18 protein-coding genes and 1 other RNA gene are annotated in these 21,384 nt (G+C 56.7%); 2 read left to right on the forward strand and 17 right to left on the reverse strand.

Annotation, left to right across the window (positions count from 1 at the left end; translation table 11 throughout):
- Positions 1-373: 373 nt before the first annotated feature.
- Positions 374-661: an acylphosphatase gene (locus C6366_RS16650; RefSeq protein WP_107739993.1), complete on the reverse strand. Its 288-nt coding sequence runs from the start codon at positions 659-661 to the stop codon at positions 374-376.
- Between the two features lie 402 nt (positions 662-1,063).
- Here C6366_RS16650 and C6366_RS16655 point away from each other — a divergent pair, with 402 nt between their 5' ends.
- Entirely contained in the window at positions 1,064-1,690 is a 627-nt protein-coding gene (locus C6366_RS16655) for a flavodoxin family protein (protein WP_107739995.1), read from the forward strand.
- Between the two features lie 79 nt (positions 1,691-1,769).
- The gene (locus C6366_RS16660) at positions 1,770-2,714 is read left to right on the forward strand and encodes a RodZ family helix-turn-helix domain-containing protein (RefSeq protein WP_107739997.1); all 945 of its coding nucleotides are present in this window, start codon (positions 1,770-1,772) and stop codon (positions 2,712-2,714) included.
- Positions 2,715-2,839: 125 nt separating this feature from the next.
- Here the strand turns inward: C6366_RS16660 and cydB are convergent, their stop codons facing one another.
- From cydB to secA, 16 genes are all read right to left on the reverse strand, one after another.
- Entirely contained in the window at positions 2,840-3,865 is a 1,026-nt protein-coding gene (cydB, locus tag C6366_RS16665; RefSeq protein ID WP_107739999.1) for a cytochrome d ubiquinol oxidase subunit II, read from the reverse strand.
- 48 nt (positions 3,866-3,913) lie between these two features.
- A complete protein-coding gene (locus C6366_RS16670; protein ID WP_107740001.1) occupies positions 3,914-5,290 on the reverse strand; it encodes a cytochrome ubiquinol oxidase subunit I in 1,377 nt (458 codons plus the stop codon).
- A gap of 52 nt (positions 5,291-5,342) precedes the next feature.
- A complete protein-coding gene (locus tag C6366_RS16675) occupies positions 5,343-5,762 on the reverse strand; it encodes an Rrf2 family transcriptional regulator (RefSeq protein ID WP_107740003.1) in 420 nt (139 codons plus the stop codon).
- 239 nt (positions 5,763-6,001) lie between these two features.
- Positions 6,002-8,761, reverse strand: a complete 2,760-nt coding sequence (gene uvrA, locus C6366_RS16680; protein WP_107740026.1) for an excinuclease ABC subunit UvrA — start codon at positions 8,759-8,761, stop codon at positions 6,002-6,004.
- 57 nt (positions 8,762-8,818) lie between these two features.
- Positions 8,819-9,373, reverse strand: a complete 555-nt coding sequence (locus tag C6366_RS16685) for a hypothetical protein (RefSeq protein ID WP_107740005.1) — start codon at positions 9,371-9,373, stop codon at positions 8,819-8,821.
- Between the two features lie 60 nt (positions 9,374-9,433).
- Positions 9,434-10,294, reverse strand: a complete 861-nt coding sequence (locus tag C6366_RS16690; protein WP_107740006.1) for a 4-hydroxybenzoate octaprenyltransferase — start codon at positions 10,292-10,294, stop codon at positions 9,434-9,436.
- Positions 10,291-11,505, reverse strand: a complete 1,215-nt coding sequence (gene tyrS / locus C6366_RS16695; protein ID WP_107740028.1) for a tyrosine--tRNA ligase — start codon at positions 11,503-11,505, stop codon at positions 10,291-10,293. Before tyrS ends, C6366_RS16690 begins: the two co-directional genes overlap by 4 nt.
- A gap of 47 nt (positions 11,506-11,552) precedes the next feature.
- Positions 11,553-13,112 (reverse strand): ribonuclease Y, encoded by a 1,560-nt coding sequence (rny, locus tag C6366_RS16700; protein ID WP_107740007.1) that lies wholly within the window; start codon positions 13,110-13,112, stop codon positions 11,553-11,555.
- A gap of 255 nt (positions 13,113-13,367) precedes the next feature.
- Positions 13,368-13,549: non-coding RNA, 6S RNA (ssrS, locus tag C6366_RS16705), on the reverse strand.
- A gap of 2 nt (positions 13,550-13,551) precedes the next feature.
- On the reverse strand, positions 13,552-13,848 hold the full coding sequence (zapA, locus tag C6366_RS16710) for a cell division protein ZapA (RefSeq protein ID WP_107740030.1): 297 nt from the start codon (positions 13,846-13,848) through the stop codon (positions 13,552-13,554).
- 7 nt (positions 13,849-13,855) lie between these two features.
- A complete protein-coding gene (locus tag C6366_RS20145; RefSeq protein ID WP_199221551.1) occupies positions 13,856-14,032 on the reverse strand; it encodes a hypothetical protein in 177 nt (58 codons plus the stop codon).
- Between the two features lie 65 nt (positions 14,033-14,097).
- A complete protein-coding gene (glmU, locus tag C6366_RS16715; protein WP_107740008.1) occupies positions 14,098-15,495 on the reverse strand; it encodes a bifunctional UDP-N-acetylglucosamine diphosphorylase/glucosamine-1-phosphate N-acetyltransferase GlmU in 1,398 nt (465 codons plus the stop codon).
- A 644-nt stretch (positions 15,496-16,139) separates the two neighbouring features.
- Positions 16,140-17,645 carry an outer membrane homotrimeric porin gene (locus tag C6366_RS16720; RefSeq protein WP_107740009.1) on the reverse strand — a complete coding sequence of 502 codons (1,506 nt, stop codon included), beginning with the start codon at positions 17,643-17,645 and terminating at the stop codon, positions 16,140-16,142.
- A 94-nt stretch (positions 17,646-17,739) separates the two neighbouring features.
- Complete coding sequence (locus tag C6366_RS16725; protein ID WP_107740010.1) at positions 17,740-18,315, reverse strand: CDP-alcohol phosphatidyltransferase family protein; 576 nt, start codon at positions 18,313-18,315, stop codon at positions 17,740-17,742.
- Positions 18,316-18,333: 18 nt separating this feature from the next.
- Positions 18,334-18,825 (reverse strand): YajQ family cyclic di-GMP-binding protein, encoded by a 492-nt coding sequence (locus C6366_RS16730; RefSeq protein ID WP_107740011.1) that lies wholly within the window; start codon positions 18,823-18,825, stop codon positions 18,334-18,336.
- A 47-nt stretch (positions 18,826-18,872) separates the two neighbouring features.
- On the reverse strand, positions 18,873-21,383 hold the full coding sequence (secA, locus tag C6366_RS16735) for a preprotein translocase subunit SecA (RefSeq protein WP_107740013.1): 2,511 nt from the start codon (positions 21,381-21,383) through the stop codon (positions 18,873-18,875).
- Between the last annotated feature and the right edge of the window lies 1 nt (position 21,384).

Consider the following 21,384-nt stretch of genomic DNA (forward strand, 5'->3'; position numbering starts at 1 on the left):
CACGCCGCCAGCGTTCATTCTGAGCCAGGATCAAACTCTCCACTTAAAAATACCAAAACTCAAAATGAAAACATGGCTTAAACCATATTTTCTCTCCCCCCTCGCTATTTCATTGTCAAAGAACTCATACCCGACAACCACAAATCCGACCCGCACTCTCACCGGCCGGATGTGCTCGCCGCGAAACGACAGTATCTAAAAGAACTCGGCACAATTGTCAACAAATACTTTTTTAATTTTTCAAAAACATTTTTTCGCCAATGAATTCAAACGACAAAATGGCTCTTCAAAAAGAGAAAGTCGGCTCCATGGAGCCGACTTTCCGCATTATCCCCGGCAACCTCAAGGCAACGGGGCCATTATCCTTGGAAACCTACTGTCGAAGCTCAAAGGCAGAAAATGACTTTTCATATTCGATCCACTTGCATTCCAGGTTCTCCACCTTGCTGAATGGCGGGCCCTGAAGAAGATGGACACGGAATTCCTCCAGGTTCTCTTCGGTTCCCTGGGCCAGGACTTCAAGGCGATCATCATGGAGGCTGCGGACCCAGCCGGTGATGGCAAGATTATTAGCTTCGTTCACAATCCATTCTTTGAATTCACCGCCTGGAATCGCACTTGCGGACTTGCCAGCAAAAACACAATTGAGACTTCGAGTCATTGTCGTCCTCCTGAAAGCTAAACGGTTTACCATACCAGTCAGCACTGCTGGCCGAGTGAACTTTTTTCTGTTTCGAATCCCCTGCCTTTCAGCACATGTCATGCCCTTAGCCAACGTCCAAAGCAATGTAAATCCTTCTGAACGCACCTAGCCCTGAATATGCCTCGCCACTTGCCCATACATCGACAATCACCAGGCATTCATCGGGCCCATTGCTTCCCAACAAAACCAAAGTTTACAGCAACATCTTGAGAAAGTTTAGAACATAAAAAAATGCCTCGCGAGATCAACCGAAACCGGACTGCTGGTCACGCAATTGGAAAAAGGCTACCTTTTCAAATCGCGCGCCCCCGGCTTTAGCTGTCTGGGCACGGCAAAACAGACATAAAGGAGAATGAACAGATGAAAGCTTTAGCCGTCAATGGAAGCCCCAGAAAAGATGGAAACACGGAAATCCTTTTGCGTAATGTTCTGGCCCCACTTGAGCAAACCGGTTGGGAGACGCGACTGCTCCAGGTCGGAGGAGGAAAGGTCGGCGGTTGTATCGCCTGCTACAAGTGTTTCGAAAATAAGGACCTGCGTTGCGCGGTGACCAAGGACGACTGTAACGATGTCCTGGCAGAGGCCTGGACCGCGGATGCGTTAATTTTCGGATCACCGACCTACTTCACCGATGTCAGCGCCGAAATGAAGGCTCTTCTGGATCGCCTCGGCCTGGTCAGCTTAGCCAACGGAGGCGCGTTGCGGGGCAAGGTCGGGGCCGCCGTGGTTGCGGTGCGCCGTGGGGGAGGAACGCACGTCTTCGACACCATCAACCATATGTTCTTGATGTCGTCCATGATCGTTCCAGGCTCATCCTACTGGAATCTTGGTTTCGGCTTGAACAAAGGAGACGTTCTCCAGGACGCGGAAGGTCTGCGAAACATGCGACACCTCGGCCAGACCATCGACTGGCTGGGTAAGGCCATCAAGCCACACCAGGCTGACTTCCCGTTGACTGTTGCCTTAGGCGAAGAGACGTCGGAATAACGGTTTATTCCCGGCCTAAAAAGCTGTACTTAACCAAGCTTGGCAGCAAGCGTAAAAACAATCCTTCTGGAGGATATTCATGGACTTGCGGGAAATTGGAAAGCTTCTCAAGGAGGAACGTTTGCGGCAGGGCGTGGAACTCCCGGCCGCGGCCAAAGTCACCAGAATCAGCGCCTCCGCTTTGGAGGCCATTGAGGAAGGTGATGAAACCCCTTTGCCGAATCCGGTCTACATCAAAGGGTTTATTCGAAATTACGCTCGATTTCTGAGGCTTGATCCATCAGTGATCGACAACGCCCTTGGCGAGATGCGGTTCATGAGCGGCAATGCCATGTGGTCCCCCTCACAGAGCTTGCCCGTCGCCCGGAGGTCGCCTTCGGGATGGAAATTCGGGGTCGCCGCCCTCGCGCTGGTCGTACTTGCGGGAGGAGGAGCAGCGCTGTTCCAGCTCCGATCGGACAACGAAACCATGCAGCTCTCCGACTCCCCCCCCATCCCACAGGAATCTCCGTCCTTCCAGCCTCCCGAGGGCCCTGCCTCGCAATCAACCTGGACACCCACCATCTCTGAGCCGTGGCAAAAGCAGGCCGAGAGAGTGGCGGCACTACAAGACGACCTGGCCGGTGCTCCGGAGCAGGCCGCGTCTCAAGAGCCGGATCAAAACTCTGAAGAAACTCCAACGGTACGTCCGGACATAAGCCTGCAAATAGTCGAACTGGACAATATGCGACTGACTCTCAGACCGGAGAACCTCCGTGCGGACTTCGAGATTCACAACTTTACCAATGATCTCATTTCCGGACAGATTTCCATCTCTTTCATCAGCAAGAACGACCACATCTTTCGGGCCTTGGGGCATGAGGAAATCCCTCGGTTCACCATCCGCAATTTCCGCCCCGTTTCCACGCGTCTGCACTTACCCCCGGAATTAAATCTGGACGATGTGTCCCGGGTTCAATTCGTGGTCACGGAGTCCGATGGCACGGACGTTCTGGTCAAAACGTATCCAATAGACCGGAATTAACCCCTCAACAGGTATCGTTTAAAAAGAACCGCCCTGACTGAGTTTTCAGCCAGGGCGGCCCTATTCGATCCCAGAAACGGTTTCCACCGTCCACTACAGGATGAAGTGTTAGAGGACGTCCTCTATTAGTAGGCTTCCTCGTACTCCAAATCCGCATCCGTAATCTTGTGGCCAAAAGTGATGTGCAACCACGTCTGGTAGGCGATAACCAAAGGCACAAAAACCAGAGTCACTCCCAGCATGATCTTTAGGGTCAACTCGCTGGAAGCGGAATTGGCAATGGTCATGCTGTAGGCAGGATCCAGGGTGGAGGGCAGCAATACGGGGAACAGGCCAATCACGCCGAACAGGGTCACGCTGATGATGCTCACAGCCGATGCGCCCCAGGCCATGAGCATGGACCGCTTGCCCAGAAAGACACGGGTCTGGATCAGTCCGACCACGGCCAGAAGCAGCACGGAGAACAAAAGAGGATTGTTCAGGTAGTTATCGAAAAGTCTGGTGGCGAAGGCGGTCACCACCAGAAACAGCACCACCACGACCATCAGCGCTAGCCACAGCTTCTCGGCCATAGCCGTGGCCCGGTCCGCGATGGGCCCTTCGGACTTGACGCCCAGCCACAAACTCCCGTGCAGGGAGAACATCAGCACGAATAAGACGCCGCCCAGCAATCCGTAGGGATTGAGCAGATCCAGCAGCCCACCTTCATTGATCCCCTGGGCGTTAAGCGGAATGCCTTGAAAAATGTTCGCGAACGCCACCCCCAGCAGCAAGGCCGGCAAAAAGCTGCCCGAGACGTGGCAGAAATCCCAGACCTTGCGCCAACGTTCGCTGTCCACCTTGCGCCGGAACTCGAAGGACACACCGCGCAGGATCAGGGCGAACAACAAGAGCATCAAGGCCGTGTACAGGCCGCTGAACAGGGCGGCGTAGGTGGCCGGAAAGGCCGCGAAGGTCACCCCGCCGGCGGTGATCAGCCAAACCTGGTTGCCGTCCCAAAACGGCCCGGCGGCATTGTACATGATCCGTCGATCCCGCTCATCCTTGGCCAAAAAAGGCATCAACGTGCCCATCCCCAGATCGTATCCGTCCAGGGCGAAATAGACCGCCCAGAGCACGCCCCACAGTATGAACCATGTGGTTTCCAACATCTTTTTATCTCCTTGATGGTCGATTGGGTTCGAAACTTGCCGACCGGACTAGGCCAACGCTCCCTGGGGCCGAGCTTGCAAATCAGACTCGGATTCTGAATCCGCCTTTGTCTCTTCCTCGGAGGATTTAGGCCCCTTCCGTCCATGATACATCAAGAGGTAGACGTCCACCGCCACCAGTAATCCGTAAATCAGGCCAAAAAGCAGGAGTGAAAATCCGACCTGGCCAACACTGATGCCAGCGGAAACGGCGTCCTCAGTGCGCATGACCCCGTTCACGATCCAGGGCTGACGGCCCACCTCGGCCACGATCCAGCCCAGTTGAATGGCGATGTAAGGCAAAGGGATCACCCAGGGCAGAATACGCAGGAGTGTGGGGGATGACTCAGGGGTCTTGCGCCGGATCCAGACCCACGCTGCCAGTGCCGGAAAGAGAAATCCCAGCCCGACCATGGTCCGGAAAGAGGCGAAGGTCAGCAATACCGGCGGGCGGTCTTCCTCGGGGATGTCTCTCAACCCTTTCACTTCCGCGTCGAATGAATGATAGGCAAGCATGGACAACCCGCCGGGAACGGGCAGAATTTCAACCAGATTGCGCTCGTTGGCCGGATCCGGAATCACGAACAGATACTGGGGAGCATGGGTCATGGTGTCCCAGTGGGATTCCATGGCCGCAAGCTTGGCCGGTTGATACTTGGCCACGGTAGAGCCGTGTTGGTGCCCCTGCACCACCAGGGCTAGGGCGAAGACCAGGGTGAAAGGGGCCGCGATTTGAAAGGAGCGCTTGAAAAAGTCCACGTTGCTTCCCCGAGCCAGATGCCAAGCCGAGATCCCCAGGACGAAAAAGCCGCTGAGCACGTAGGCCGATGAGAGCACATGCACGAACTGCGACCAGGCAAAAGGATTGGTGACCAGAACCGCGAAACTCTCCAACTCGGCACGGTCTCCGCGGAGCACGAATCCCGTGGGATTCTGCATCCAGCCGTTGGCCATCAGGATCCAGAACGCCGACAGGTTGGCCGCCAAGGCCACCAGCCAAATGCTGGCGTTGTGCAGTTTGGGAGACAGCCGGTTCCAGCCGAAGATCCAGACCGCCAGGAACGTGGACTCCAGGAAGAAGGCCAGGGTTGCCTCAATGGCCAGCAGGGAGCCGAAGATGTCTCCCACGTAGGCCGAATACCGAGCCCAGTTGGTCCCGAATTGAAACTCCAAGGCGATGCCCGTGACCACGCCCAGTGCAAAGTTGATCAGAAACAGTTTCCCCCAGAACTTGGCCATCCGCTTGTACACCTCGTCCCCGGTGCGCACCCACTTGAACTCCATGTACGCCACCAGAAGCGATAGCCCCAGAGTCAGCGGCACGAAGATGAAGTGCACGAAGGTCGTGAAGGCGAACTGCAGTCGCGACAACAACAAAACGTCCATTACCGAGCCTCCTTATTGTTGAAAAATCCTGACCACCATACCTTCTCCGCCGTCATGGTCGGCAAGAGTGGTCAGCAACGTCCTTCAGTTCGGACAGCGGAACGCTCAAGGTCTCCCGCAGGCCCGCCCTGGCCTTTTGCCAGACTTGATGCACGCCGCAAAAACCGCTTCGCCCGCAACCGTCCGAGCGAAAAATGCATTCGTTCAAAAAAATTTCTCCTTCCACGGCCTCGACAACGTCCAACAGCGTCACATCCTCCGGGGACTTGAGCAGCCTATAGCCTCCCCGCGCTCCCTGCACGATCTGAATCAATCCTGATCGAGCCAATTCTTGAGCAATCTTGGCCAAAAACGGACCAGGAATGTCCATGGCCTCGGAAATACCACGCCGGGCAACAACGTCCCCCGTGCTCACCGTAGTCAGGTGCAGCATGCAACGCACCGCGTATTCTCCGGCCTTGGTCAACATCATAATCCGTTCCCCTCCTTGCTTAAAAAGGATAAATGCGATTTTTTTTGTCCTATATATGCATACAGTATCTCCGTCAACCCTTGCTCAAGCATATCCAGGCCTCCTCTAGTGTCACATAACCTCTTGATATCACTAAATACACAAAACTCATCGTGAAACACATCAGACAAAGAATCCAATGATGACATGGCGACGAATGAGCCATAATTCGCGGTGCAGAATACTTTGACGGGCCCCAGCTACCGCATCTCTCGCAAAAACTGCCCCGTCGCGGAATGGGGGTCGTCCCGGATTTGTTCGGGCGTGCCGCTGGCCACGATGCGGCCCCCGGCATCCCCGCCTCCGGGGCCCAGGTCGATGACATGGTCCGCGGCCCAGATCACGTCCAGATTGTGCTCGATAACCACCACGGACGCACCTTTATCTACCAAGCGTTGCAGCACGTGGATCAGCTTGCCCGTCTCGTGCATGTGCAGGCCGGTGGTGGGTTCGTCCAGGATGTACAGCGTTCCGGGGAGGCTGCGCTTGCCCAGTTCACGGGAGATCTTGATCCGCTGGGCCTCCCCGCCGGACAGAGTCGTGGCTGGCTGGCCCAGACGCAAATACTCCAGTCCGACTTCCTGGAGCACCTCGAAACGTCGCTCCAGGGATGTATAGTTGGTAAAGAAGCGCCGGGCCTCGGCCACGGTCAGGTCCAGAACCTGGGCGATGTTCAGGCCCTTGTATTCGATGGTCAGGGTCTCGCGGTTGTAGCGCTCTCCGCCGCAGACCTCGCAGGTCACGAACACGTCCGGGAGAAAGTGCATTTCCACCCGGATCTGGCCATCACCTTGGCAGGCTTCGCAACGGCCTCCGGGCACGTTGAAGCTGAACCGCCCCGGAGTATAACCGCGTTTGCGGGCTTCCACCGTGGTGGAAAAAATTTTGCGGATCTCGTCGAAAACCTTGGTGTATGTGGCCGGGTTGGAGCGGGGCGTGCGGCCGATGGGAGTCTGGTCAATGGCGATGATTTTTTCCACCCGCTCCAGGCCCTCTATGCCCCCGATCTTGCCGGGCGTGTCAACCTTGATCCCCCTGGCCAAGGCAATGTGTTTGTACAGGGAGTCCACCACCAGAGAACTTTTGCCCGACCCGGAAACTCCGGTCACGCAGACCAAGGCTGCCAAGGGGATGGTGCAGCCCAGGTCACGCAGATTGTTCGTGCGCACCCCGTGCAGGGTCAGGGCGTGTTTACCCTTTCGGCGTTTCTCAGGTCCGGCGATGACCATATCTCCACGCAAATATTTCCCGGTCAGTGAATCTTCGTGGCGCAGCAGCCCGTCCACCGTGCCGCCGAAGACCAATTCGCCCCCCAGGGATCCGGATCCGGGTCCCAACTCCAGGACGTAGTCCGCAGCCCGGATCGTAGCCTCGTCGTGCTCCACCACCAGCACGGTGTTGCCCCGCTCCTGCAAGTCCCGCAACGACGCCAGCAAACGGGCATTATCCCGAGGATGCAGGCCGATGCTCGGCTCGTCCAGGACATACGTCACGCCCACCAGACCGGAGCCCAGTTGGCCAGCCAGCCGGATGCGCTGCGCCTCTCCCCCGGAGAGCGTGGACATTGTCCGAGCCAGACTCAGGTACTCCAATCCCACCCGGACCAAAAAATCCAGACGGTGAACCAACTCCTTGAGCAACGGGCCGGCGATCAGTTCCTGCTGCCCGACATAACTCCGGTCACGCAGCCACTCCAGGGCTCGAACCACGGGCAGGCCGCAAAACTCGTAAATATTAAGCTCATCGGCCCGGACGGCCAAAGCCTCGGGCTTCAGGCGAGCGCCTTTGCAAGCCGGACATGGCCGGTTCTGGCGAAACCGGGACAATTCATCCCGCCAAACCGGTCCCAGAACTTGGTGCCCTCGATCCAAAAGCGGAACCACTCCTTCCCAGGACACGTTCGAGTCACCGTAAAACAGGGCTTCCCAGGCTTGCGGAGAATATTCGGCCAAGGCGATATCCAAAGTAAACCCATGCACCCGGCCCAGCCGCTGCAATCCTTCCGCGTATCTGGCCAAAGCCGAAGCCTTGCGCCAGGGGATGACCCCTCCCTGGCGCAGGCTCAACCCCTTGTTCGGAGCCAGCAGGTCCGGTTCAAAATACTCCACGCTGCCGATGCCCGAGCAGGTGGGGCAGGCGCCCTGGGGACTGTTGAAGGAAAACAGTTGTGGGGAAAGAGGCGGCAAGCTGATGTCGCATTGGGTGCAGACCGAAGTGGTGCTGAAGACCATTTCCCCTCCATCCACGATCTGAATGGAAATCCTGCCCTTGCCGTGCTTCAAGGCCAATTCCAGGGAGTCCGCGAGACGGTGGCGGATTTCCGGCCCGGCCACCAAGCGGTCCACCACCAGTTCCAGGGTGTGGCGCTGATTTCTGGTAATCCCCGGAAGCGGCTCCAACGGCAAGACCACCCCGTCCACGCGCACCCGCACAAATCCCTGGGCTTTCAACTTCCGCATCAGGTCCTGCTGCGTTCCCTTCTGGTTTTCCACCAGAGGCGCCAAAAGCAGGAACTTTGTTTTTCCCGGCAATCCCAGGACGGCCTGAATGATTTCATCCTGACTGCGCGCCTCGATGGCCCGTCCGCATTTCGGACAGCTCATTCGTCCCAACCGGGCGTAAAAGACCCGTAAATAATCATAGACCTCGGTCACCGTGCCCACGGTGGACCTCGGATTGCGGGTCAAGGTCTGTTGTTCCAGGGATATAGCCGGAGATAGCCCTTCGATCTTGTCCACCTGGGGTTTGTCCAGCTGCGGGAGGAACTGCCGGGCGTAGGCTGAAAGCGACTCCACGTAGCGTCGCTGTCCTTCGGCATAGACGATGTCAAAGGCCAGGGTGGACTTGCCCGAGCCGGAAGGCCCGCAAACAACCACCAGCTTGTCTCGAGGAATGTCCAAAGAGAGGTTCTTCAGATTGTGCTGCCGGGCACCTTCGATATGAATAACGGATTCAGTCATAAGAAAATGAAAAAAGGCCCGCAAGGGGCCTTGGTTTTGCTTGGTTCCTCTAAGAAATCACCCAAAGGACCGTTCAAACAGCTCCGCCACGGCTTTCTTCCCACTCTCCTCCAGAAAGCGCGTGCCCGTCCCGGTAAAATGGATGTTCGCGATGGTCGGGGTGTCCTGAGGATTCCAGGCGGCTTCTTCCCAACGGAACCAGCCCTTTTTAGCCTGATCGAACACAAAGAGCGGTTTGTTGCAGATCTTGGCGAACTCGGAGCCCCAGCCGGTACCGCCCTTGACCGTGCCGTCTTCCTGGATGCTGCCGATGACGTAGATTTCCATGCCGTTGTTCACCTGATACCAGATAGTCTGAAGAACTTTGCGCATGATCGGCGCGTTGGAGTAGGTTCTGTTCAGCAGTCGGGATACGTAGGTCATGCTGACGTCCCCTCGCCGCAACTCCTCCTGGGTCAGGACCCGCATGCCCCGAGTCCGGCTAATCTGGTGTCCTTCGAAGGTAAAATTCACTTCCGCAACCCCAAACCGCTCGGCCATCGTCCCGAATTCCGCCTCCGCGCCAGTAGCACCGCCACTGTACAACGTGCAATCCCCTGCATTCAGTTTCATGACAACTCCTTTTCATCCAGTAATATAAACATATTCCTAAATCCGCATCAGCGGATCATCTCAAAAAGCAAAATCCAACACCACACCGAGAAACAGCAATGCGGCCACCACACCGTTCAAGGTAAAAAAAGACATGTTCAATCGGCTGAGGTCCTTGGGAGAAACGAGGCGATGCTCCCAGAACAGAACCGCGGCCACCACGGCCCAGGCCAGGAAGTAAAGCCAACCCAAAGATGCGGACAGCCCGGCGAACAGAAAAAACAGGGCCGCCTGAACGTGGCTGAACCCGGCCAGGGCAAAGGCCGTATCCAGGCCGAACGCGGCAGGGACGGAATGCAGGCCGTGGGATCGGTCGAACTCCACATCCTGGGCCGCGTAAAAAATATCAAACCCGGCCACCCAGAACAGCACGCCGCAAAACAGAAGTAAGGTCGGGAGCGCAAACTGGGGATCAACAGCGATCCAACCGGCCACGGGTGCCAGCCCCAGGACCGAGCCCAGAAAAAAATGGCACAACCAAGTGAAACGCTTGGTCAGGCTGTAAGCCGCGGACCAGAGTAGGGCCGGGACGGACAGGAGCAGGCACAAGGTGTTCAGCCCGGCACAGGCCAGCACGAAAACAAGGGCCGTGCCCAGGGCAAAAAAGGACGTGAACCGGACGCTCAACTCACCGGTCACCAATTGCCGAGACTGGGTCCGGGGGTTGAGGCGGTCGTAGCGCAGATCCAGGATACGGTTCATGGCCATGGCAAAGGAACGGACCATGACCATGGCCAGGGTCAGCAACAGAAACACCCGCCACCCCGGCCAGCCGCCAGCCGCCAGAAATGCTCCGGAATACGCGAATGGCAGGGCGAAAATCGAGTGCTCGATCTTGACCATGGCCAAAACCAGCCGCAATCGGTGCCAGAAGTTGTTCATATCGGTTCGTTGAATGACGGTTGTCTGACGACAACCCGAAGAAACCGCTTTTTCCCGACCTTCAGTACATATTCGCCTGGGTCCAGAATCTGCTCAGGATCGTGAAGCTTCTCGCCGTCCACGGTACAGGCTCCCTGACGGCAGAGGCGCTTGGCCTCGGCTCGGGAGGGGCACAGGCCCGCGGCGTCCAGGATGGCCAGGAGTCGGCTTTCCGGGCCGTGAGTCGTCTGAAAAACATCCATGTCCTCGGGGTTTTCCTTCCGGGCGAAAACACGCTCGAAGGCGTCCTGGGCCGCTCGGGCCTGATCCGCGCCATGAAACCGGGTCGTCAGTTCCAGGGCCAGATCAACCTTGGCCTGCTTGGGATGCAGCAAGCCCTGCTCCACATCCCCGCGCAGCTTGGCCACCTCGGCCAGGGAGCGGTCGGACAACAACTCGTAGTAGCGCCACATCAGCTGGTCCGAGACGGACATTACCTTGCCGAACATATCGCCCGGCGGCTCTTCGATGCCGATGTAGTTGCCCAGCGACTTGCTCATCTTCTGCACGCCGTCCAAGCCCTCCAGGATCGGCACCGTCAGGATCACCTGGGGTTCCTGTCCATAGTCGCGCTGCAGGGTCCGACCCATGAGCAAATTGAACTTCTGATCCGTACCGCCCAGTTCCACGTCCGCCCGCAAAGCCACGGAATCGTAGCCCTGGACCAGGGGATAGAGGAATTCATGGATGGCGATGGGCTTACCCGATGCGTAGCGATTGGAAAAGTCTTCCCGCTCCAGCATCCGGGCCACGGTATAGTGCGAACAGAGGCGGACGAAATCCGCGGAGCTGAAAGCGTCCATCCAATGTGAATTGAAGGCCACCGCGGTTTTGTCCGGGTCGAGAATCTTGAACACCTGACGCTTGTAGGTCTCGGCGTTGGACAGGACCGCCTCCCGAGTCAGTGTCCTGCGGGTTTCGGACTTGCCCGAGGGATCGCCGATCATGCCCGTGAAATCCCCGATCAGGAAAATGACGTCATGGCCCTGTTCCTGAAAATGCTTCAGCTTTTGAATCAGCACCGTGTGGCCGAGGTGGATGTCCGGGGCCGTGGGGTCGAACCCCGCCTTGACGCGTAATGGCTTGCCCCGGCCAATCTTGGTCTTCAGTTCCTCCAGGTCGATGACCTCCACCGTGCCGCGCTGGATTTGCTCCAACTCGGCCTTGGTCATCACCCTTTTGGAGCACTCTTCCTTGCAACTCATGTCATGGCCTTTCATTATTTGGCATACCCCACCGCCCGCCGTTCACGGATCACGGTGACTCGAATTTGTCCGGGATAGGTCAGATTTTGCTCGATTTTTTTGGTCAGATCATTACACAGTAAAAACGTCTTGTCGTCGTCCACCAAGTCCGACTCCACGACGACCCGCAACTCTCGTCCGGCCTGAATGGCGAACGCCTTGGACACGCCTTCCATGCCCGTGGCCATTCCTTCCAGATCCTCCAGGCGCTTGACGTAATTTTCCAGCAACTCCTTGCGCGCCCCGGGCCGGGCTCCGGAAAGCCCGTCCGCGGCCTGCACCAGTACGGCCATCACGCTCTTGGGCGGAACTTCCTCGTGATGGGCGGCAATGGCGTGGATGATGTCCTTACCTTCCCCGTACTTCTTGGCCAGATCCGCGCCGATGGTGGCGTGAGGGCCTTCGACTTCGTGGTCAACGGCCTTGCCGATATCGTGCAGCAGGCCAGCCCGCTTGGCCTTCTTTACGTCCAGACCGAGTTCCGCGGCCATGATTCCGCAAACAAAGGCGACTTCCAAAGAATGTTGCAGAACGTTTTGAGAAAAACTGGTCCGATAACGCAACTGCCCCAGCAAACGGATGATTTCCGGATGGATGCCATGGACGCCCACGTCGAAAGTGGCCTGTTCGCCCCACTCCCGGAGCTTGACGTCCATCTCCTGTTCGACCTTTTTGACAATGTCCTCAATCCGCGCCGGATGGATTCGTCCGTCGCTGATCAGCCGTTCCAAGGACTGCTTGGCCACCTCGCGGCGCAAGGGGCTGTAGGCGGAAAGAATCACGGTTTCCGGGGTGTCATCAATGATCAAGTCCACGCCCGTGGCCGCCTCCAGGGCGCGGATGTTGCGTCCTTCCCGCCCTATGATCCGGCCCTTCATATCCTCGCTGGGCAACGCCACGGAAGAAACGGTTTGTTCGGCGACGAACTCTCCGGCATAGCGTTGAATGGCCGTGGCCAGAATTTCCTTGGCCTTGCGGTCGGCACTTTCCTTGGTTTCGCTTTCAATCTGGCGCAACGTCTTGGCCGATTCGTGCCGGGCCTGACTCTCGATCTCCTCCATCAGCCGCTTTTTAGCCTCCTCGACGGTCAGTCCGGAAATTTCCTCCAATCGCCTTTGCTGCGTCAAACTCATTTCCGCCAAGCGCTCCTCCTGGACCGCGAAATCCCGCTCCCTCTGGATGAGACTCTTTTCCAGATGAACGACCTCGCTTTCCTTTTGAGAAGCCTTTTCCAACTTTTGTTCCAGGCGTTCTTCCTTTTCCTGCAACCGGGTTTCCTGTTTTTTCAGTTCGCTTTCCCGGTCCCGATGCTCCTGCTCCTGTTCTTTCTTGCGGCGAAAAATTTCATCCTGGGCTTGCAGCAGAAACTCTTTCTTTTGGACTTGAGCCTCTTTGCGGGCCTCCTCCAGAATTTTTCCCGCCAGCTCTTCAGCCTCCTTGACCTTCGTACCGGCGATGTGCCGCTGGGCAGCGTAGACCAGGGCACCTCCGGCCAACAGGCCGAAAAGCAATATGAAAACGCTCTCTATAGACATGGGATTCTCCCCTTTTCCAAATCATCTCGCCCATTCCATCAATGGGCCGCACAAACGCTATCGCACCCGCCATCGAAAGGGACGACGTCGCCTGCATGCATAGGTCGCCACAATTATGGCGTCATATGGTTTGGGGGAGATCAAAAAGCCGAAACCGGGTGTTTCGGGGGGAGGCTGGAAGGACGTTAACGGCGACAAGCCGAAGGGTTCTGTTGAATGGAGCAATATCGAAGAAACAACAGGCTCGTGTATCGATAAAACCCCGGAAAGCCGTGTCATGAGCTTCTTTGAACCTTGCTTTGCAAGGTGGGCGCCACTGTCCGGACTTCAGGCTCCCCAGGCGACTGGGTCTGCGCACCGCCCGGTTGGAAGCGGCTCCCGTTGGGACTATATTGGCTCAAAAAAGTACTCGATGATCACGAACCTTCCAGGGGATGAATTATTCCGACTGTGTATCAATATTATTCCCGGCAGTATCGTCTTGTTCCATCCGGTGAAGCAATTTTTCCAGCTTTCTCTCCAACTGCCCCAATTTTTTGCATGTCAGGAGATAGTCATCCGCTAGTCCCAGCGCCAAAAACGCCAGGAGTTTTTCCCTGCTCATATGCTTGCCCTGTATTTTCAGCACGGCGAACCGCTCTTCAATCTCCTTTCTGGCAGCAACTACCTGGGCTTGATCCGCATCAGCCTTGAAGGCCAATTCCAGCCCCAAGACCGATATGGTATGACTGGGCATGAGCAAATCAAATAGCCGCTTCTTGAATTTTCTTCAAGAGGTTGTCAATCCGATTCAAAACTTCCTGTTTCTGATTTTTCTCCGCCTCCAGCTCTTCCAGGAGGCGAAGATTCTCATCTTCAACGGCTTGAATCCGTTGCAACAGTCGATCAATTTTCTCTTCAAACTGAGTGAGTATGTCCATGCGTTTCACATATCCTGGAAAGACTGAAATGATCAAGAAATAATTTCACCGGAACGTTCTTCGATTTAAACACCCGGCTCTTCCGATTTCCGCCTAGCGAAACACCGCTGCTTTCCGCGGGCCACGGCCAAGGAGGCATCCGGCACGTCCTTGGTGATCACTGAGCCCGCTCCCACCAGAGCGTCGGCCCCGATCCTGACCGGGGCCACCAGCGCGGTATTGCTGCCGATAAAGGCTCTTGGACCGATTTCAGTGAGGTGTTTGCGTTTGCCGTCGTAGTTGCAGGTTATGGTCCCGGCACCGATGTTGACATCCTCTCCGACCTCAGCGTCGCCGAGATACGTCAAATGACTGGCCTTGGCATTCTTTCCCAGCCGGGCCTTTTTCATCTCAACGAAATTTCCAATTCGCGCACCCGTTTCCAGAACCGCGTCCGGTCGCAAGCGAGCATATGGTCCCACGATACAGCCCTCACCCACAGTGGCCCCCTCAAGGTGCGAAAAGGAACGGACGACGCTGCCGGAGCCGATACGGGCATTCTTGATCCAGGTATGGGATTCCAGGACCGCCCCCCGGCAAATATGAACGGCACCGTACAACTCGCAGGGGCCGAAAATCTCCGCACCAGGCTCCACCAGCACCCTCGGACCGATGCTCACGGTATCGGGCAAATGGATCGTCACGCCGCCTCGCTGCAAAGCCTGAACAGCGCGGCGACGAAGCACATCTTCGGAGTCAGCCAATTCCAGGGGACTGTTCACACCCATACAAGACAAGGAATCGCCGACATCCCCGGCATTGAAAGTCCCAACCCGAAGACCATCACGCACAGCAAGGTCCACAAGATCGGTCAGATAGTATTCGCCCTGCTTGTTGTCGGCTGAAATTTTGGAAAGCAGCGGCCCAAGGGTTTCAACGCGCAGCAAGTATATTCCGGCGTTGATTTCGCCGGAGGGCTCTCCGTGGCGTTTCGGATCAAAATCTTTGGCTTCAACGATCCCGCGAACCAAGCCGGAACCGTCGCGTATAACCCGCCCGTAGGACGAAGGGTCTTCCAGGGTTGTCGACACGAAGGCCAGATCGACCTCATCGTGCATCATGGCAGTGCAGAACCGTTCAAGCATCACACCGTCGATCAACGGCGTATCTCCGTTGATCACGAGACACCACTGGACATTCGCGGCCAATACTTCGGGCCAAGCCGAAAGCACGGCATGTCCGGTCCCCAACTGCTCTTTCTGCAAAATGAATCGTTCATCCGGGAACTGTTTCCGGACCAAGTCCGCGCCGTGCCCGATGATCGCGTACGTCCCCTCAGCCGCCAAGGGCCTTAAGGCCTCCAAGACATACCACAACATTGGTTCACCCAGCAGCGTGTGCAGCACCTTGGGCTTGTCGGAATGCATCCGCGTCCCTTTGCCCGCCGCCAAAACCAGTACTGAAAGTGCTTGAACCGTCTGCATTCATTCCTCGCTGATCACATGAGCATGGTCGCACAACGCCACAAGATGGAAGCCTTCTGGCGCGGAGTTTCTCAAGAGGTTAACGTGATAATATTCCCGGATGTTTGGGGATGGTTCAGACTTGGGAAAATGCCTCGAAAAAGGCAACCACGGGGGGTTGCCCCTGCGCCGGATGACAATCATCCATGCGTAAAATAAATTTTCAGCCTCAAAAAAGTGTCAATCAAATATCCCGACGAAATGAACCATCCTGATAGTTGACCTATCATTCCGAATTGTCGAGGCGGGGAGGGGCGAAAGATTATCCTCCCTCCGGCCTCGACGCATTCCAGTGCGTGTTTTATCTCCCTGGAATGGTCAAGCTCAAAACACGGGCACAATCGTTCAACGAGACTGTCATGGTTGAAAAGGCAGCCGCTTCCATTGCTTCTTTCTACACGTGAGGCTGGAATCAAGCAACCGAGCAAAAAGGGTGATGCCGATCAAGGCGAAACGGATGTCCCGCGGCAGGCCTCGATTGTTTGCCAATGGCAACAACACCCAAAGGCCAAACGGGTTGGAGGCTCAAAGCCCAAGCAAGCACGAAAAAAGGCCGGGGCAAATGCCCCGGCCTTGTATCTGGCGAGTGAATGCGTTCTTCTGATTTAGAAATTGAAGACGAAGCCGACTTTGCCGAGCTTCATGGCCTTGTCGAACCAGTCGCTGCGCCTGTCGGCACCGCGGGTGTTCAGGTCGTCCAAGCTGACCTTGCCGTAGGCGAATTCAGCCAAAAGGGCCAAGTTCTCATACATCTGCCATCTGTTGTTGAAAGTCACTTCCCAGTAGTTGTCTTTCTTGGTGAACAGGTGGATGTTGTTATCGTGGTTGGTGCCCTTCATGTAGAAAGCGGTCAGGTCATGGGAGACGCCGTCAATGAACTGAATTTTCTTCAGCCCAGCACCCAGGGCCACGGAACCAACCGCGCCTTGGTCATTCTGCCAGACATCCCACAGGTCGCCCGTACCAGCGAAGGCCATCAAGCCCAGCATGTAGCGGAAGTAGCTGTCGCCGGCCAGGGCCGTCTGCTGACCAAAGCCAACACCGGGACCGAAAGCGCCGCCGTAGGTTTCAATCACGGGCATGCGCTTGGAGTCGCCGCCACTGATGAAGTCCTTGTCTTCGCCGGACTCATACCAACCGAACACGGTGGGGGTCATCATGTCCATGGCGTAATCCACGGCCAGAACGGTTACCCAACCAGACTGCTTCACGCTGGGCCTGTCGTTCCACTTCATGGTGCCGTAGTTGAAATCACCCTTGATGCCGATGGGATTGAGCATGGAAACGTCAAAATTCAAACCAAAGTGCATCATGTTCGCGTTCTTGTCGGTTCCGGTGAAGTCCTTGCCCCAGCGAGTGTAAGCGGCAAAGGGATTCAACTTCAGGCCGTCCAAAGCTATGGGCACCACGGCCACGAAGGCATCAACTTCGTCATCCCACTTCTTGGTGATGTCATTGGGGTTGGCCCTGTCGTAATCAAAAGCACGGACCCAGCCCAGCGTCAGGCCGGCCATGTCTGAAAACGGAACGCCGACCAGGACGCCGGTGCCTTCAGACTCGAGGATGTGAGATCCCATGGCGCTCGGCAGAGCAACAGGCTGACGTCCAGCCTTCACATTGACGGGAGTGCCGGGAAAATTGAAGTCAAGATAGGCGAAGCGCGTCTTGATGTTGTTGCTCCGTCCGCCGGCGCCAAGCTCAAAACCATCGGAACCCCAACGGGCATTGCCGATTTCCATCTGCAAAACGCCCTTGAGGTTTTCATTGGCGACAAATTCAAACTGGGTGCGCATCCGCTGCCAGCCGTCAAACCGGTCATACTCGGCCCGCTTCCCGGTTGCCTGCTGGATCGCGCCGTAATCCCAGTTGTCGAGGTAATTGAAGTGAACCCGCCACCAGCCTTTAGCCTTCAACTCGATGGCGGAAGCCATGCCCGCCGTACCGAGAATGAAGGCGACCAAAACGGCCAAACAAACTAATCTTTTCATACCTTCCTCCTTTTGCAATCCCAAAGAAAAATTCGCATTCACCCATGCCGCAACGAAGTCTTCCTTCGTCAGGTGGGAACCTTCTATGTCCACCAGGACAAGGATGTCAAGCCAAAAAATCATTTTTTTGACGGGAAATAAAAATTTTTTTACCCGCCAAAATTTTGAACTTCATCCCCCCCGAATGGAAAACCGGGGAAGCATGACGAAATTCGCTCTACTGTCCCTGCTTTTCACCATCTCCAGGAAAATGTCCCAATCCAACATAAATGTAGTGCGCTCCGGAAAGCACCGTGGTCGTCGTGACCATACCCACGAGGAGCTGGACAACCCCGTGCCATGGCAGGCCGAAGGAGTGCTTGGCCAGGACGGCGATGATCAGTGCGATTTGACCAAATGTATTGAACTTGCTCAACCACGTCGGATGAATGCGCGAGCGGACGTCCACGCCCCAGAAGTGCAGCAGGGCCATCCCCCCGATGATCATCATGTCTCGACTGATCACCAGCACGGCCAGCCAGCCCGGCAACAACCCAACAAACCCGAGGCAAAAGTACGCCGTGATCAGCAGCAGCTTATCCGCGATAGGGTCCAGCATGGCCCCGAGTTGCGACCGCTGCTTGAGCACACGGGCCAAAAAACCGTCCAACCCGTCGCTCACCCCGGCGATCAGAAAAATCAGCAACGCCGCGCCGAACCGCTGATCAATGAACATCATCACGAACACCGGAACGAGAACGATCCGGAACATGGTGATTACATTGGGGATGGTCCAGTTGCTGGATGGACGCATGGATCGGCTCAGGTCTTTTCAGCTTTTCATATTCACGTGCTGCAAGGGTACGTCGAGTTCCTGATCGTCCAGAAGCTTGATCACGGCTTGTAAATCATCAATCTTCTTGCCGGTGACCCGAACCTGCTCATCCTGGATCGCGGCCTGGACTTTCAGCTTTTGCGCCTTGATCAGTTTAACGATTTTCTGGGCCGTATCCTTGGAAATACCTTCCTTGATCAGGATGTCCATCTTCACCCGCCCTTGACTGGTGGCCTCCAGTTCCTTGAACTCCAGGCTTCTGGGATCCAGTTTGCGCCGGGTGAAATGCACCTTGAGCAAATCCTGAATGGCCCGGATTTTCATCTCGTCCCCGGTGACCACATGCAGGACTTTTTCCTTGCGGTTCAAATCCAGGTCTGTTTTCACGTTCCGGAAGTCAAACCGCGTATCCAGTTCCTTGCGGACGTTGTTCACGGCATTGTCCACTTCCTGCAAATCAACCTTGCTCACGATATCGAACGACGGCATTTCGTCCTCTCTTTTGAGTTTTCATCGTTTAGACGGAGCGCCGCGCTCTACCCCGCGGCTCCGCAGCATTTCTTGTGTTTTTTGCCGCTGCCGCAGGGGCAGGGCTCATTGCGGCCGACCTTGGGCTGATCCCGACGCACGGGCTCCTTGGCCGGGGCTTTTTGATCAGAGCCGGAGTACTGCAATTTCTGGGGCTTCTCCTCGTGCTGGAACTGTTCTTCCCGGACCACGTTCAGACGCAGGTGGCAAAGGTTGCGTAGCGTGTGCTCCTTGATCAAGTGCAGCATGGCCTGGAACAGTTCGAAGCCCTCGCGCTTGTACTCCTGCTTGGGATCTTTCTGGCCGTAGCCGCGCAGGCCGATGCCGTCGCGCAGGCCGTCCATGTTCAGCAGATGCTCTTTCCAGTCCCGGTCCAGGCTGTCCAGCAAAAAATAGCGCAGAATCTCCAGATAATGTTGAGGGGCGTCCTTCCTGAGCTTGTCCAGAACCCCCCGAATCAGCTCCACGGTTTCGTCCTGACTGGGCAGTTTATCCTCCGGCAGAGGATGGACCCGCCCCAGCCCGAAAATCTCGCCCAGCCGGACCCGGACTTCCTGACGAGCCTCGTCGTCCGCATCCTTGTCCTGCACCGGGGTATAGACGTCTTCCACCAAGTCGTGGACGAAGGACTCGACCATTTCTTCCAGATCCTTGCTGGCCATGATTTCCCGGCGCTGGGTGTAAATCACTTCCCGCTGCTGGTTCATCACGTTGTCGAAGTCCAAAAGCTGCTTGCGGATTTCGAAGTTGTGAGCCTCCACTTTGCGCTGGGCGTTTTCAATGGCCCGGGATACCATCCGGTTCTCGATGGCCTCGCCCTCCTGCAATCCCAGCCGCCCCATCAGTCCGGCGATTTTGTCCGAGCCGAACAGCCGCAGCAGGTCGTCATCCAGGGCCAAGTAGAACCGGGAGCTGCCCGGATCGCCCTGCCGTCCGCTGCGGCCGCGCAACTGGTTGTCGATGCGTCGACTTTCATGGCGCTCCGTGCCGATGATATGCAAACCTCCCAAGTCCACCACGCCTTCGCCAAGCACGATGTCCGTCCCGCGACCGGCCATATTCGTGGCAATTGTCACCTGTCCGCTATGGCCGGCCAGGGCCACGATCTCGGCCTCTTTCTCGTGGTTCTTGGCGTTGAGCACGCTATGTGGAACCCCGTGGCGCTTGAGCAGCTTGGCCACGATCTCGGATTTCTCGATGGACACCGTGCCCACCAGTACGGGTTGACCCTTCTGATGCAGATCGCTGATCTCCTGGGCGATGGCCTTGTACTTGTCGTCCTGGGTCTTGTAGATCATGTCCGGATGATCTTCCCGGACCATCGGACGATGGGTGGGAACGGCCGCCACGTCCAGATTGTAGATTTCCTTGAACTCCACGGCCTCGGTGTCCGCGGTCCCGGTCATCCCGGCCAACTTGTCGTACATCCGGAAATAATTCTGGAAAGTGATGGAGGCCAGAGTCTGGTTCTCGGCCTGAATCTTGACGTATTCCTTGGCTTCCAGGGCCTGGTGCAGCCCGTCGCTGTAGCGGCGGCCGGGCATGGTCCGGCCGGTGAACTCATCCACGATGACCACCTGCCCGTCGGCCACGATGTAGTCCACGTCCCGTTTGAACAGATGGTGGGACTTGAGGGCCTGCAAGATATGATGCTGGAAGCGGATGTTTTGCGGATCGTAAAGGTTCTCCAGGCTGAGCAGTTCTTCGCAGCGCATCACCCCCTCTTCCGTGAGCAGGATGGCGCGCAGCTTCTCGTCCACCGTGAAGTGTTCTTCCTTCTTCAGTTTGGGAATCAGGGCGTTGATCTGCATGTACAGCCCGGTGGAATCCTCGGCCGGACCGGAAATAATCAGCGGGGTCCGGGCTTCGTCGATCAGGATGGAGTCCACCTCGTCCACGATCCCGAAAAACAGGTCCCGCTGGACCAAGTGCTCCATCCGGAACTTCATGTTGTCCCGCAGGTAATCGAACCCGAACTCGTTGTTCGTGCCGTAGGTCACGTCGGCGTTGTATGCGGTCTGACGCTCGGGGTCGGTCAACCCGTGCAGGATCACCCCGACTTCCAGGCCCAGGAATCGATAAATTTGCCCCATCCACTCCGCGTCGCGACGGGCAAGATAGTCGTTGACCGTGATCACGTGCACGCCCTTGCCGGCCAGGGCGTTGAGCACCACCGGCAGGGTCGCGGCCAGGGTCTTGCCCTCGCCGGTCTTCATTTCGGCGATTTTACCGTGGTGCAGAACCATCCCGCCGATCAACTGGGCGTCGAAATGGCGCATCTTCAGAGTTCGCCAGGAAGCCTCGCGCACCAGGGCGAAGGTCTCGGGCAGCAGATCGTCCAGGGTCCGACCGTTCTGGGCCTGCTCCTTCCACTCCCGGACCTTGGTCGGAAAGTCGTCGTCACTCAGCCCGCGCATCCGCTCTTCATGGCTGTTGATGGTCGCCACCATTGGATTCAATTTCTTCAGATACCGTTCGTTTTTGGATCCGACAATTTTCTTGACGATAAAATTGAACATG

The organism is Desulfonatronum sp. SC1, from assembly GCF_003046795.1.
Lineage (GTDB): Bacteria > Desulfobacterota > Desulfovibrionia > Desulfovibrionales > Desulfonatronaceae > Desulfonatronum.

Excerpts from the sequence above, each read along its gene's own strand:
- C6366_RS16650 (WP_107739993.1), bottom strand. The coding sequence starts at position 661 with ATGACTCGAAGTCTCAATTGTGTTTTTGCTGGCAAGTCCGCAAGTGCG.
- C6366_RS16655 (WP_107739995.1), top strand. The coding sequence starts at position 1,064 with ATGAAAGCTTTAGCCGTCAATGGAAGCCCCAGAAAAGATGGAAACACG.
- C6366_RS16660 (WP_107739997.1), top strand. The coding sequence starts at position 1,770 with ATGGACTTGCGGGAAATTGGAAAGCTTCTCAAGGAGGAACGTTTGCGG.
- cydB (WP_107739999.1), bottom strand. The coding sequence starts at position 3,865 with ATGTTGGAAACCACATGGTTCATACTGTGGGGCGTGCTCTGGGCGGTC.
- C6366_RS16670 (WP_107740001.1), bottom strand. The coding sequence starts at position 5,290 with ATGGACGTTTTGTTGTTGTCGCGACTGCAGTTCGCCTTCACGACCTTC.
- C6366_RS16675 (WP_107740003.1), bottom strand. The coding sequence starts at position 5,762 with ATGATGTTGACCAAGGCCGGAGAATACGCGGTGCGTTGCATGCTGCAC.
- uvrA (WP_107740026.1), bottom strand. The coding sequence starts at position 8,761 with ATGACTGAATCCGTTATTCATATCGAAGGTGCCCGGCAGCACAATCTG.
- C6366_RS16685 (WP_107740005.1), bottom strand. The coding sequence starts at position 9,373 with ATGAAACTGAATGCAGGGGATTGCACGTTGTACAGTGGCGGTGCTACT.
- C6366_RS16690 (WP_107740006.1), bottom strand. The coding sequence starts at position 10,294 with ATGAACAACTTCTGGCACCGATTGCGGCTGGTTTTGGCCATGGTCAAG.
- tyrS (WP_107740028.1), bottom strand. The coding sequence starts at position 11,505 with ATGACCAAGGCCGAGTTGGAGCAAATCCAGCGCGGCACGGTGGAGGTC.
- rny (WP_107740007.1), bottom strand. The coding sequence starts at position 13,112 with ATGTCTATAGAGAGCGTTTTCATATTGCTTTTCGGCCTGTTGGCCGGA.
- zapA (WP_107740030.1), bottom strand. The coding sequence starts at position 13,848 with ATGCCCAGTCATACCATATCGGTCTTGGGGCTGGAATTGGCCTTCAAG.
- C6366_RS20145 (WP_199221551.1), bottom strand. The coding sequence starts at position 14,032 with ATGGACATACTCACTCAGTTTGAAGAGAAAATTGATCGACTGTTGCAA.
- glmU (WP_107740008.1), bottom strand. The coding sequence starts at position 15,495 with ATGCAGACGGTTCAAGCACTTTCAGTACTGGTTTTGGCGGCGGGCAAA.
- C6366_RS16720 (WP_107740009.1), bottom strand. The coding sequence starts at position 17,645 with ATGATTTTTTGGCTTGACATCCTTGTCCTGGTGGACATAGAAGGTTCC.
- C6366_RS16725 (WP_107740010.1), bottom strand. The coding sequence starts at position 18,315 with ATGCGTCCATCCAGCAACTGGACCATCCCCAATGTAATCACCATGTTC.
- C6366_RS16730 (WP_107740011.1), bottom strand. The coding sequence starts at position 18,825 with ATGCCGTCGTTCGATATCGTGAGCAAGGTTGATTTGCAGGAAGTGGAC.
- secA (WP_107740013.1), bottom strand. The coding sequence starts at position 21,383 with ATGTTCAATTTTATCGTCAAGAAAATTGTCGGATCCAAAAACGAACGG.